The organism is Paenibacillus amylolyticus (assembly GCF_001570725.1).
Lineage (GTDB): Bacteria > Bacillota > Bacilli > Paenibacillales > Paenibacillaceae > Paenibacillus > Paenibacillus amylolyticus_A.
On sequence record NZ_BCNV01000005.1, the window covers coordinates 102,801 to 114,812 of the forward strand.

General features: G+C 47.0%; 10 protein-coding genes. 5 read left to right on the plus strand and 5 right to left on the minus strand.

Translation table 11 applies throughout. From position 1 onward, the window contains the following. Positions 1 to 17 precede the first annotated feature (17 nt). Genes PAHA3_RS20550 through PAHA3_RS20565 form a run of 4 tightly spaced genes read right to left on the minus strand, consistent with a single transcriptional unit; the run spans position 18 to position 3,955 of the window. Positions 18 to 818 carry an ABC transporter ATP-binding protein gene (locus PAHA3_RS20550; RefSeq protein ID WP_062836569.1) on the minus strand — a complete coding sequence of 267 codons (801 nt, stop codon included), beginning with the start codon at positions 816 to 818 and terminating at the stop codon, positions 18 to 20. Beyond that, positions 818 to 1,849 carry a FecCD family ABC transporter permease gene (locus PAHA3_RS20555; RefSeq protein WP_062836570.1) on the minus strand — a complete coding sequence of 344 codons (1,032 nt, stop codon included), beginning with the start codon at positions 1,847 to 1,849 and terminating at the stop codon, positions 818 to 820. The genes PAHA3_RS20550 and PAHA3_RS20555 overlap by 1 nt, the downstream gene beginning before the upstream one ends. Continuing rightward, complete coding sequence (locus tag PAHA3_RS20560) at positions 1,846 to 2,886, minus strand: FecCD family ABC transporter permease (RefSeq protein WP_062836571.1); 1,041 nt, start codon at positions 2,884 to 2,886, stop codon at positions 1,846 to 1,848. The genes PAHA3_RS20555 and PAHA3_RS20560 overlap by 4 nt, the downstream gene beginning before the upstream one ends. Beyond that, complete coding sequence (locus PAHA3_RS20565; RefSeq protein WP_062836572.1) at positions 2,879 to 3,955, minus strand: iron-siderophore ABC transporter substrate-binding protein; 1,077 nt, start codon at positions 3,953 to 3,955, stop codon at positions 2,879 to 2,881. The genes PAHA3_RS20560 and PAHA3_RS20565 overlap by 8 nt, the downstream gene beginning before the upstream one ends. Positions 3,956 to 4,314: 359 nt before the next feature. On the opposite strand from PAHA3_RS20565, the gene PAHA3_RS20570 reads away from it, so the two are divergent. Continuing rightward, positions 4,315 to 5,079 carry a leucine-rich repeat domain-containing protein gene (locus tag PAHA3_RS20570; protein WP_062836573.1) on the plus strand — a complete coding sequence of 255 codons (765 nt, stop codon included), beginning with the start codon at positions 4,315 to 4,317 and terminating at the stop codon, positions 5,077 to 5,079. 146 nt (positions 5,080 to 5,225) lie between these two features. Here the strand turns inward: PAHA3_RS20570 and PAHA3_RS20575 are convergent, their stop codons facing one another. Next, positions 5,226 to 6,317 (minus strand): GntR family transcriptional regulator, encoded by a 1,092-nt coding sequence (locus tag PAHA3_RS20575; protein ID WP_062837075.1) that lies wholly within the window; start codon positions 6,315 to 6,317, stop codon positions 5,226 to 5,228. A gap of 434 nt (positions 6,318 to 6,751) precedes the next feature. On the opposite strand from PAHA3_RS20575, the gene PAHA3_RS20580 reads away from it, so the two are divergent. The 4 genes from PAHA3_RS20580 (at position 6,752) to PAHA3_RS20595 (ending at position 11,688) form a co-directional block, all read left to right on the plus strand. Next, on the plus strand, positions 6,752 to 8,368 hold the full coding sequence (locus tag PAHA3_RS20580; RefSeq protein WP_062836574.1) for a xylulokinase: 1,617 nt from the start codon (positions 6,752 to 6,754) through the stop codon (positions 8,366 to 8,368). Between the two features lies 1 nt (position 8,369). Continuing rightward, positions 8,370 to 9,065: an L-ribulose-5-phosphate 4-epimerase gene (locus PAHA3_RS20585; protein WP_047840995.1), complete on the plus strand. Its 696-nt coding sequence runs from the start codon at positions 8,370 to 8,372 to the stop codon at positions 9,063 to 9,065. 273 nt (positions 9,066 to 9,338) lie between these two features. Beyond that, positions 9,339 to 10,757 carry an L-arabinose isomerase gene (araA, locus tag PAHA3_RS20590; RefSeq protein ID WP_062836575.1) on the plus strand — a complete coding sequence of 473 codons (1,419 nt, stop codon included), beginning with the start codon at positions 9,339 to 9,341 and terminating at the stop codon, positions 10,755 to 10,757. 160 nt (positions 10,758 to 10,917) lie between these two features. Then, positions 10,918 to 11,688, plus strand: coding sequence for an AAC(3) family N-acetyltransferase (locus PAHA3_RS20595; protein ID WP_062836576.1), 771 nt, complete (start codon positions 10,918 to 10,920; stop codon positions 11,686 to 11,688). Positions 11,689 to 12,012: the final 324 nt, after the last annotated feature.

Sequence of the window (12,012 nt, forward strand, 5' to 3'; positions counted from 1 at the left end):
CAACTGCCGCTATTTGTCTATTTCGCATGATATCGCCCTTTAGGCACCACCATCGGTGATCCCGAAACGGGGTCTTCAATAACCGTACATTCCAATCCGAAAATGTCTTTGACCTGTGGGGCGGTTATCACCTCTGCGGGCTTGCCTTCAGCCACAAGTTTTCCGGTGTGAAGCGCAAAGATATGATCTGCATACCGTGCCGATAAGTTGATATCGTGCAGTACCATCACAATAGTCGTTCCATGCTTGCGGTTCAGCTCGGTAAGCAGGTCTAGAATCTCGACTTGATACGTAATATCCAAGAAGGTCGTCGGCTCATCGAGAAAGAGGATATCCGTCTGTTGCGCCAGCGCCATGGCAATCCACACACGCTGACGTTGTCCGCCTGAAAGCTCATCAATATTGTGATTGGCAAACTCGGTAATGTTCATAATGGTCATGGCTTCGGCCACAGCCTCGTAATCCTTCTTGGTCCAGCCACTGAACAAGGATTGGTGCGGAAATCTTCCACGGCCGACCAGATCTGCTACCGAAATGCCTTCCGGAACAATAGGAGACTGCGGGAGTAGTCCGATCACGCGAGCCAATTGCTTGGGCGGGATCTTGCTGATGGCTTTGCCGTCCAGCGTAATGCTGCCGGAGGTAGGCTTAATGAGCCTGGCCATCGTTTTCAAAAGGGTAGACTTACCGCAACCATTAGAGCCAATAATCACGCTTATTTGATTACTCGGTATAACGATATCCACACCGTGGATAATGGTTTTATTTTCATATCCGGCAACGAGTTGTTTCGCTTCAAATACATGTGTCGGTTTCATTATAACTCCCCCTTACGATTCATTCGGATTAACAGGAAGATCAGATACGGTGCTCCGAGTAATCCGGTAATGACGCCTACGGGGAATCTGTACTCAAAAGCAAACTGTCCGATGAGATCTGAGGCAAGAACCAGATTAACGCCAACCAGACCTGCCGGGAGAATGTTCGAAGAGCCAACACCTACGAGTCTCTTCGCAATAGGTCCCGCAAGGAAGGAGACAAAGGCAATCGGGCCTGTAGTGGCGGTAGCAATGGCAACCATGCAGACCGCACTCACAATAAGCGCAATTCTGGTCTTGTCCGTGTCTACACCTAGTGAAAACGCCGATTGTTCTCCGAGTTCCAATATACTGAGGTGTTTGCCGAGCATCATGATGATAGGTGAGCAGATTAGCACGGTAATCACGAGAGGCGGTAGTGCACTCATCTGAGAACCGTTCAGACTACCTGTGAGCCATCGGATTGCGGCAGGGATATCCTTTTCAGAACTAACCAGTAGGAGATAGGAGATGACCGCATCAAGCATGGCTTGAATACCGATTCCGATCAGTATTAACCTTCCGATGGAGAACACTTTTCCTCTGGAAAGTACATAGATGAACAACACCGTAGCCAGTCCTGCAATCACTGAAGCCAAGGAAACAATGGCTCCGCTTGCATGAAGCACGACGATACAGAACACAGCCGCAGCGCTTGAACCTGACGTGATCCCGATAACATTAGGATTCGCCAGTGGGTTCCGCAACATGGTCTGGAAGGTATAACCTGCAATACCGAAGGCAAATCCGGCAAAGAGACCTGTAAGCATTCTTGGTAGACGTATGGTATTTACGGCAAAAGATACACCTTTGATTTTCTCTCCCGAAAGGGAGCTGATGACATCTTTAACCGGATAGATTGTGTTGCCGAGCAAAAGCATGGCGCAGCAAAGAGTACAAGCAAGTATGGCAAGGAGACTGGTGACAAGTATCCAGCGGCGACGTCGATGACGTCTGCCCGCCATAATAAATTCAATCGATTGATCTCTCATAGTGAACGCACTTTCGATCGCATCGCGAGGATGATTAATATTGGAGCACCTATAAATGCGGTGACGACACCGACTTCAAGCTCTCCGGGGTTGCTGATGAGTCTGCCACCGACATCGGAAATCGTTAGAATGATCGCTCCAGCAACGGCTGACATGGGTATGACAAAACGCAAGTCGGGACCCAGTATAAGGCGTATGACGTGGGTAGATAACAATCCGATGAAACCAATCGGTCCAGCGAGCGCAGTAGCTGCTCCGCATAATAGAACCCCTGCAAGAGCCGCAATGAATCGAAGTGTCCCTGTTCGCACACCGAGTCCTGTTGCAACATCGTCACCCAAAGCCAGCGCATTCAGAGCCGGAGCTGTAAGAAACGCAATGAGTATGCCGATGAGCAGGAACGGGATGAATGTACTGATTCCACTCCAGGTTGCCGATCCTACGCTGCCCACTTGCCAGAACCTGAACTGGTCCATGACATAAGAGCGAGGGATCATAATGGCGGTGACGAGTGAGGAGAGCGCGGCGCTGATGGCCGCTCCGGCCAAAACAAGCTTAATGGGCGTGGCTCCGCCACGCCCCATTGAGCCGATTCCGAATACGAACACAGCCGTTATTGCAGCTCCGGCCAGTGCCAGCCAGATATATTGATTGGCGCTGCTGATGTTCAGGAATGCAATACCCATAACCACAAACAGAGATGCCCCTGTATTGACACCCAATATACTTGGGTCGGCAAGTGGATTCCGGGTAACGGCTTGCATAAGTGCTCCTGATACGCCGAGTGCTACCCCGCATAACAAGCTGAAGACTGTTCGGGAGATCCGTTTGCGCACGATGTTTGCCCCATAAGAGTCTACTTCCGGGTGAAATAATCCGTCGATTAACTCATGAAACCTCACGGGTCTAGAGCCAAAGACCAGTGAGGCAATCATAGTTGCACCGAGCAGGATAAAACAAATCACTAACACCAAGATGAAGTTCTTGGGGACATGTGCACGTATTCGGTTTTCATTCGGAACCGATGTACTATTCATTGATTTTGTCGATTGCTCCACTAATTAATTTCAAATAATCATCGATCGTGTAGGAAATGGACAGTGGGTTTGGCGTTCCAGCAGCAACCAAAGGTGTATCTGCTTCAATGAACGCTACAGAACCACGTTTTACCGCAGGGATTTTACCCAGCAACGGATCAGCCTGAATGGCTTTCAGCAACTCAGCATTTCCGTATCCAACAATAATATCAGCATCATTAAGGGCTTCAGCATTCTCTGCACTTAAGCTCAGGGAGTAGCTGTTAGGGTCTGTAATTTGGCTTGTGATACTTTCTGGAATAACCAATCCCAGCTCACCCAGGAAAGATACACGAGAATCTACAGGTGTATAGATATGAAGTTTGGACATATCTTCAGCGGAGAAGTTAACCCAAACTACTTTTTTGTCTTTGATCTGAGGATATGCAGCTAATTTTTCGTTAACCATAGCCTCCGTATCTTTGATCAGTTGCTCGCCTTCTGCTTCCATACCCATACCCTTCGCATTGAAAGAAACCTGCTCGCGCCATGTCGTTGCCCATGGAGCCGTTGGGTAAGCTACAACCGGAGCAATTTCACTAAGAAGATCGTAGTCTTCCTGAGTGATACCGGAGTATGCTGCAAGAATAACATCTGGGTTGGAATCGGAAATGGCTTCAAAATCAAGTCCGTCTGTATCTTGGAAAACGTTCGGGTCGGTTACACCGAGTTCATCGAGTTTCTTCGCAGTCCAAGGCAGCAGTCCGCTGTCATCCTGAACACCAAAGTTAGCTGCCGAGAAACCTACAGGAACTTGTCCAAGCGCGAGAACGACATCTTGGTTCGCCCATTGTACTGTAGCTACACGTTCAGGTTTTTTCTCAATAACCGTTTCGCCCAAAGCATGTTTAATTGTAATTGGATATCCGGCATTCTCATCTTTAGCGGCTGGTGTTTCGGTAGCTGCTGTGTCACCTGCAGCAGGAGTTGCTGCTGGCTCTGCAGTCTTACTTCCACAGCCAACTAATGCCAGGATTAAGACTAGTGATATCAGTAACGCTGTTAATGGAAACTTTCTCTTTGTATTCATGTGTTTCCCCTTCCTGAATCGTAAAATGTATTTGGTAGTGCTGAACATCCTGGTTGATCCATTACATCCGTTGGGATGTAAAAAAATAGATATATAAAACGTTTTATATATCTGATAATGATTATCAACATCAATAAATATATCTTTTTATCAAAGGCAGTGTCAATGAAAAAATTGTAAAGGGTCATATCATATTAGGGCTATATTTTATGGGGAAGTCTTCCATTATCCATTCTTAACGGAAAAGTTATAGGGTGAGAGTGGCAGGGATTCTATTCAATAGGGATGAAGATATTATCCATGTATTACATTCCAGATCATGGTATATTTCTAGTATTAAATAATTAAGGAGATTCTACATGCATAATCAATTCATAAAAAGGTTAATCGTACTTTGTTTAATTTTTGTATTCTTACCGGCAACGAGCGTATGGGCTGCGTCGTCGCTTATTAAGGACCCGGTATTGGCCAAAGTTATTCGAGCAGATTTGAAGTTGTCGGCTAAGAAGGAACTAAAGGCTGGCGATTTGAAAAAATTAAAATCCATGTATGTTATGGAAACGAAAAATAAGATTTCCAACTTGCAAGGTCTCGAACATGCCGTTAATATGACGGATTTATTCTTGCCTGGTCAAAATATAAAAAGTATTAAGCCGCTCAATACGTTAAAGAAATTAACGTTCTTAGCTGTTGAGGGCAATCAGATTACGGATATCTCACCGCTTTCAGGTCTGACCAATCTGCAAAATCTGGTTATGGACGATAACAAAATCAAAAGCCTGGCTCCATTAAAAAATATGCGTAAGTTGACCAGTCTGCTCGCTAGCGGTAATCAGGTCACCGATCTAAGTCCTCTTCAAAAAGTAAAGTTGGAATGGGTTATTATGAATGGTAATAAAATTCAAGATCTGACACCTCTGAAGAATCATCCGACCTTACAGTATCTATATGTAGAAGATAATCTCATTGAGGATATTGCAGTGCTCGAAACCATCCCACATCTAACAGAGGTATATTTGGCTAACAATCCGTTGAATGATCGTGCTGAGCAGATTGTGAAAAACTTGAAGAAGAAAGTCGTCCTTGTAAGTCTGGTGAGTGATGAAGCGGATCAGACGAAGTAGTTTCTATTAGAGAAGATGTTATGTACGAATTCCTCATTATATTGAACAATAACAAAGAAGGCCTCAGATCATTCTGAGGGCCTTCTTTAATGTACACTGGAAAAAGATCGCTCGGTAACAACTTACCGCCCAGTTCCGCATCAATATTATTCCAATTCGATCTCCTTCACCGTCTCTCCCTCAACCAGCACCGGCTGATAGTAGGTGTTCGTTGGCAGATCCTTTTTGCCTTGAAGGTTCTTGATCACCCAGTCGGCAGCATCGCGGCCCATTTGCTCTTGGGGATGGGTTAGCGTGGTAAGCCGGATGTTGGCGTTCTTGGCGATGTACGAATTGTCCTGTCCAATGATGGATAACTCATCCGGGATCGAGATGCCGAGTTGCCTACAGGCGTGCACGACCTCTAGTCCCACCTCGTCGTTATAACAGACGATCGCGGTGAGCGAATCCCTGTTTTCGTCCAGATACGTTGCTACATTAGAAGATAAATCCGGTTTCGATGCGGTATCAAAGGAAAGCACTTGCTCAGGATGGAACCTTAACTTCGCTTCACCCAGTGCCTTGATGTACCCCTTCATCCGGTACTTGCCTTGCAAATCATCCATTTTCGCAATAATGCCGATCTGGGTGTGGCCTTTGGCGATCAATTCCCGTGTGGCAAGATAGCTGGATTGCACGTCATCCAGACAGAAGAATGGAACCTCCAGCTCTTCATAAAAGGCGTTAATCATCGTAAACGGCACATCCTGCTCCTTGAATGACAGGTAGTACGCAATATTGGGATTATACAGATTACTTTTGGTCGGTTCGACAATTAGGCCATCCACGCCGTAGGAGAGCATCATTTCGAGTGCTTTTTTCTCCTGAGCCACATCATTATTGGTGCTGGCCAGCAGTAACGAGTAGTTGTCCTCATTCAGACGACTCTCAATGCCGCGGATAATGGACGGAAAGATGTAATCCGAGATGTATGTCGTGATCACACCGATCGTTTTCTTCGACGTATGGCCGGCTGATCGTGATCGATACTGATTGCTAACGTAAGTTCCTGAACCCTTTTCGCTTCGTAAAAACCCTTCGTTCGATAACTCCAAAATAGCCTTCCGCACCGTCTGGCGGCTTACGTTGTAGCTTTCCTGTAATGCCAACTCGGTTGGGATCTGTTCGCCTATGCTATATGTCCCCGAAAGGATATGACTCTTTATATCATCAATGATGACCTGATATTTTGGCTTCACGTAGTCCACTTCTTTCATCGTTACTCATCTATATCAACGTTGTTGTTCAAATAGTTGTACGTACATATTTTAGCATGATTCAGTTTGAATGCATATAAAACAGCACAGTTTTTGAAATAAACCGTACATATCCGGCCTTTTGGATGGAGGTGTACCTTACAGCATAGCCAATTTATAGCCATATAAGACCTTTAAATGGTCAAATAGAGTACAATATGTGTCCTTTGTAAGTATAACTATTATATATTATTGACAAATGTACGTACAAAAAATATACTAAGGCTGTCAGAAAAGGAAAGCGCATTCTTTGAAAACACAACAGGAAGCATTTATACAAAAATTCATGATTAGTCACTGCTATGAGTAGAAGCTTCACTTTATATATGCATCCTTTGGGATGTGAAATCGCGACCGGAGAGGGGATACACGTGATTATGAGTCAACTGGACTTGAAAGAAGCTATTACCAAGGGCGCTACTTCGCTCGGAATTGAATTTGGATCAACGCGGATTAAGGCGGTGTTGATTGACGAGCGTTTTGAGACCATCGCGTCAGGCAGTTATGAATGGGAGAATCTCCTGAAAGATGGATATTGGACGTACAACCAGGAGGATATCATCACAGGTCTGCAAACGGCTTATCGTGAGATGAAGCAAGATGTAGAACAAAAATACGGAGTCACGCTGCGAACAGTCGGTTCTATCGGATTCTCGGCCATGATGCACGGATATATCGCATTGGATAGCGCGGGTGAACTGCTGGTACCGTTCCGCACGTGGCGTAACGCTACGACGGGAGCAGCTGCAAGAGAGCTAACGGATCTTCTGCAGTTCAATATTCCTGAACGTTGGAGCATCGCTCACTTGTATCAAGCGATTTTGAACGAAGAGGCGCATGTGCCACAGATCGATCACCTGACAACTCTGGCTGGATACATCCATTGGTTGCTGACGGGCAATAAGGCGATTGGGATCGGCGATGCTTCAGGCATTTTCCCAATTGACGAGTCTACACATAACTATCACCCATCCATGATCCAACAGTTCGACGAACAGATCGCAGGCAAAGGTTATCCGTGGAAAGTCGAGGACCTTCTGCCCAAGGTATATCTCGCGGGTGAGAATGCAGGTGCATTGACGGAAGCGGGAGCCAAACTGCTCGACCCTTCGCAAAATCTGCAAGCAGGCATCCCACTCTGCCCGCCAGAAGGCGATGCCGGAACGGGTATGGTGGCAACGAATAGCGTGAGAAAACGTACGGGGAACATCTCCGTCGGCACATCGGTATTTGCAATGATCGTACTGGAGAAGGAATTGTCCAAAGTGTATCCCGAGATCGATATGGTCACCACGCCGGATGGTAGCCCAGTAGGGATGGTGCATGCCAACAACTGTTCCAGTGATATCAACGCATGGGTTGGATTGTTCCGTGAATTCTCTCAAGCGATGGGATATGAAGTGGATAACGGTAAGTTGTTTAGCGTGTTGTTCAACAAGGCTTTGGAGGCAGACCCAGATGGTGGCGGCTTGCTCAGCTACGGTTACTACTCCGGTGAGAACATTACGGGACTTGAGAAAGGCCGTCCATTGTTCGTCCGCTCCCCGGAAAGCAACTTCAATCTGGCAAACTTCATGCGGACACATCTGTTCAGTGCCTTCGGTGCACTCAAGCTGGGTATGGACATTTTGACGGAGGAAGAGAATGTAGCCATTGATAGTATTTTGGCTCACGGTGGCCTGTTCAAGACTCCTGTGGTCGGACAACGTATTGTAGCGGCTGCGATGAATGTACCGGTATCCGTAATGTCTACCGCTGGTGAAGGCGGCGCATGGGGCATGGCGCTTCTGGCTTCGTACATGATCAACAAGGATCAAGAGGAGAGCCTGGATGTGTTCCTGGAGCAGAAAGTCTTTAACGATGTTGAGGGAGTTGAAGTGGCACCGGATGCATCGGATGTGAAAGGGTTTAAAGCATTTATCGAACGCTATCGGAGTGGACTCACAATTGAGCAATCAGCCGTAGATCATCTGGTAGAGAACGGGAGGGAATAACATGTTAGAACAACTGAAGGAAGAGGTATTCCAGGCGAATCTGGAACTGCCAAAGCATGGACTTGTGAAATTCACATGGGGTAACGTCAGCGCAATCGATCGGGAAAGCGGTCTGTTCGTGATCAAACCAAGTGGCGTCAGCTACGATGTGATGAAAGCAAGCGACATGGTTGTGGTTGATCTGGACGGTAACGTGGTGGAGGGTGAGATGAGACCTTCCTCGGACACTGCAACACATGCCGTACTATATAAGCATTACTCGGAGATTGGCGGTATTGTGCACACACACTCCACATGGGCGACCATCTGGGCGCAAGCCGGACTGGACGTACCTGTAATGGGAACGACGCATGCAGACACGTTCTACGGGGCGGTGCCTTGCGCGCGTTTCCTGAATCAGGACGAGGTTGATCGTGGATACGAAGCGGAGACGGGTCGCGTCATTATTGAAACGTTTGAACAGCGCGGGATTGATGTTATGGCCGTTCCAGCAGTGCTGCTCCATGGTCACGCACCGTTTACGTGGGGGAAAGATGCCAAGTCTGCGGTGGTGAACAGCGTCGTGCTAGAGGAAGTGTGCAAAATGAACCTGTACGCTCGGCAGTTAAATAACTTCGCGAAGGAACTGCCACAAGGCATTCTGGATAAACACTATCTGCGAAAACACGGAAAAGACGCGTATTACGGACAGAAGTAATTAGGTTGTGTATCGATCGGATGACACTAATCCAATCGAATAGGTCTTGTGCTACTACTGCCAACGAAGTTGTATAAAACTTTTACACGATAACGGAGAGTGCAGTACCAATCTGTAGAAGCGAAGCGCTCGCCTTTATAACCGGATATCATCCTTATTAAAATTGATTAAAGATATCCGGGGATAACCAGCGATCGAAAGATGGTACTGCAATCGGAGTGGTAAGTGTAATCCATTGGTTCAACTATAAAATAATGAAATGAGGATGATTATATGTCAGCAGCAAAAGAATTCTGGTTTGTGGTCGGTTCACAGCACTTGTATGGAGAAGAGGCACTGGGCGAAGTAAAAGCCAACGCACAAAAAATCACCGATGCTCTTAATGCAAGCGGCGTGCTGCCGTACCCGCTCGTATTGCAGGATCTGGCGGTAAGCGCAGATAAAATCACGAGCACGATGAAGGAAGTCAACTATCGCGACGAAGTAGCGGGTGTGATTACGTGGATGCATACGTTCTCCCCGGCGAAAATGTGGATTCGTGGTACGAAATTGCTGCAAAAACCTTTGCTGCACTTGGCGACCCAATTCAATGAAAGCATTCCATGGGCAACCATCGATATGGACTTCATGAACTTGAACCAAGCGGCACATGGTGACCGCGAATATGGCTTCATCAATGCCCGTCTGAGAAAACAAAACAAAATCGTTGTTGGCTACTGGGAGCGCCCAGAAGTACAACAGCAGGTTGCAGACTGGATGGACGTAGCGGTAGCTTATAATGAAAGCTTTAACATCAAAGTAGCTCGCTTCGGTGATAACATGCGTAACGTGGGCGTAACCGAAGGGGATAAAGTGGAAGCACAGATCCAATTCGGTTGGACCGTTGATTACTTCGGCATCGGCGACCTCGTGCAATACGTGAACGCTGTAACAGAGCAGGAAATCGATGATCTGATCGCTCAGTACGGAGACCTCTACGAATTCGATTACGGCACAAACAGCAAGGAAGCTTGGGAAAGCAGTGTACGTGTGCAAGCGAGTTATGAGATTGCCATTAAACGTTTCCTGGACGAAGGTGGTTACAGTGCCTTCACTACAAACTTCGAAGATCTGCATGGCATGAAACAGCTTCCGGGTCTGGCTGTACAACGCCTGATGGCTCAGGGATACGGATTTGCCGGTGAGGGTGACTGGAAAACGGCTGCGCTGGATCGTTTGCTGAAAATCATGGCCCATAACGAGAATACAGGCTTCATGGAAGATTACACCTACGAGATGGCCGCTGGACAGGAAGCGATCCTGCAATCTCACATGCTTGAAGTAGATCCGACACTTGCCAGCACCAAACCAAGAATCATCGTGTCCCCACTGGGCATTGGCGATCGTGAAGATCCGGCACGTCTCGTATTCGACGGTAAAGCAGGCGAAGGTGTCGTGGTATCCATGGCAGACTTCGGTACCCACTACAAACTGTTGATCAATGAAGTATCCGCATTTGAGCCAACCGTTCCAGCACCTAACCTGCCGGTAGCACGTGTTCTGTGGAGCGTGAAGCCGAACTTCCAGGACGGGGTAAAAGCATGGATCGAAAATGGTGGTGGTCACCATACGGTTGTATCCTTGAACCTGACGACAGATCAGATCGTGACGTATGCGAAGCTGGTAAATCTGGAGTACGTTATTATTAAGTAAAAGTGGATTGGCAGCTACTGCCTGAACTCATACAAATTCTTTCTCTGTGGCCGGGGGTTAACCCTCGGCCCTTTGTTTGTTATGCTGAGAAGCATGATGTGAAGCTGAACAAGGATGGGCTTTTTCATAGAGATGGGATAAGAAATGGAGGAGGATAGATATGTACACAAAAGAAAGCTTAATGCAGCAACTAGAGCAGCTTAATGTTGATGGGCAAGGCACGTTGCTCATTCACTCTTCGATGAAAAGTATAGGCGAGGTTGAAGGTGGAGCAGACACGGTGTTGGATGCCTTTAGCGAATATATGAAAGAGGGATTGTTGGTGCTTCCCACGCATACATGGTCTACCATTAATGCAGATAACCCAGTGTTCCACGTGGAAACTTCTTCCTGTTGTGTGGGTATTCTTCCTGAACTATTTCGTAAACGTCCGGGCGTGGTTCGTTCGTGGCACCCTACGCACTCGGTAGCGGCACTAGGAAGGGACGCAGAGGCATTTACGAAGGACGATCATCTCTTCAATACACCGTGTGCAAGAGGCTCAGCATGGGGGAAACTGTTAGATCGGAAAGCGACGATCTTGTTAGTAGGTGTTGATTTGAAGCGGAATACATTTATCCATGGGGTCGAAGAGTGGGTGGACATCCCTGGCAGAATGACGGACGAGCATGAGATGCTTTATACGGTTTTACCGGATGGAAGCCAAATTTCGGTACCGTCTCGCAGACATTGTGGATTGCCATGGTCGGAGCATTTCTGGAAAGTAGACGAGGTACTGGTTCGCGAAGGTGCGATGCGTAAAGGAAAGCTCGGGGATGCGGTTGTTAGCGTGTGTGATGCGGCTAAGACAGCAGAGGTAATCACGGAGATGCTCAAGCATAACCCCGATCTATTCACGGATAATCTCCCTCTGGATGAAGTAAACGAATAATACAAAGAGCCGTCCGGTAGCCGGATGGCTTAATACGACCACCTGATGATAGCTGAATAACTCCCGAGCAGCTGATTTTCCTCTCCTGTTTGTACTCTAAACCTTCAAAAGCATTCATAAATCATCAGAAATAGATCAGGATTTCGATCAGAGGTTGGTCGGACTTCCAGTGTATGGGCTACTCACCCTTATGGTGGTGTGATAAGATATGGTTAAATTAACCAATAAGTATGGCGTAGCAGAATTGTATAGGTGTTTATTGAAGTTAAATATAAGTATCACATAGAATCATGAACGACCACGTTGTCATTGTAGCATCTAAGA

What these genes read in the sequence shown, in the direction of transcription:
- PAHA3_RS20550 (WP_062836569.1), bottom strand. Translation starts at nt 818, where the DNA reads ATGAAACCGACACATGTATTTGAAGCGAAACAACTCGTTGCCGGATAT.
- PAHA3_RS20555 (WP_062836570.1), bottom strand. Translation starts at nt 1,849, where the DNA reads ATGAGAGATCAATCGATTGAATTTATTATGGCGGGCAGACGTCATCGA.
- PAHA3_RS20560 (WP_062836571.1), bottom strand. Translation starts at nt 2,886, where the DNA reads ATGAATAGTACATCGGTTCCGAATGAAAACCGAATACGTGCACATGTC.
- PAHA3_RS20565 (WP_062836572.1), bottom strand. Translation starts at nt 3,955, where the DNA reads ATGAATACAAAGAGAAAGTTTCCATTAACAGCGTTACTGATATCACTA.
- PAHA3_RS20570 (WP_062836573.1), top strand. Translation starts at nt 4,315, where the DNA reads ATGCATAATCAATTCATAAAAAGGTTAATCGTACTTTGTTTAATTTTT.
- PAHA3_RS20580 (WP_062836574.1), top strand. Translation starts at nt 6,752, where the DNA reads ATGAGTCAACTGGACTTGAAAGAAGCTATTACCAAGGGCGCTACTTCG.
- PAHA3_RS20585 (WP_047840995.1), top strand. Translation starts at nt 8,370, where the DNA reads ATGTTAGAACAACTGAAGGAAGAGGTATTCCAGGCGAATCTGGAACTG.
- araA (WP_062836575.1), top strand. Translation starts at nt 9,339, where the DNA reads ATGTCAGCAGCAAAAGAATTCTGGTTTGTGGTCGGTTCACAGCACTTG.
- PAHA3_RS20595 (WP_062836576.1), top strand. Translation starts at nt 10,918, where the DNA reads ATGTACACAAAAGAAAGCTTAATGCAGCAACTAGAGCAGCTTAATGTT.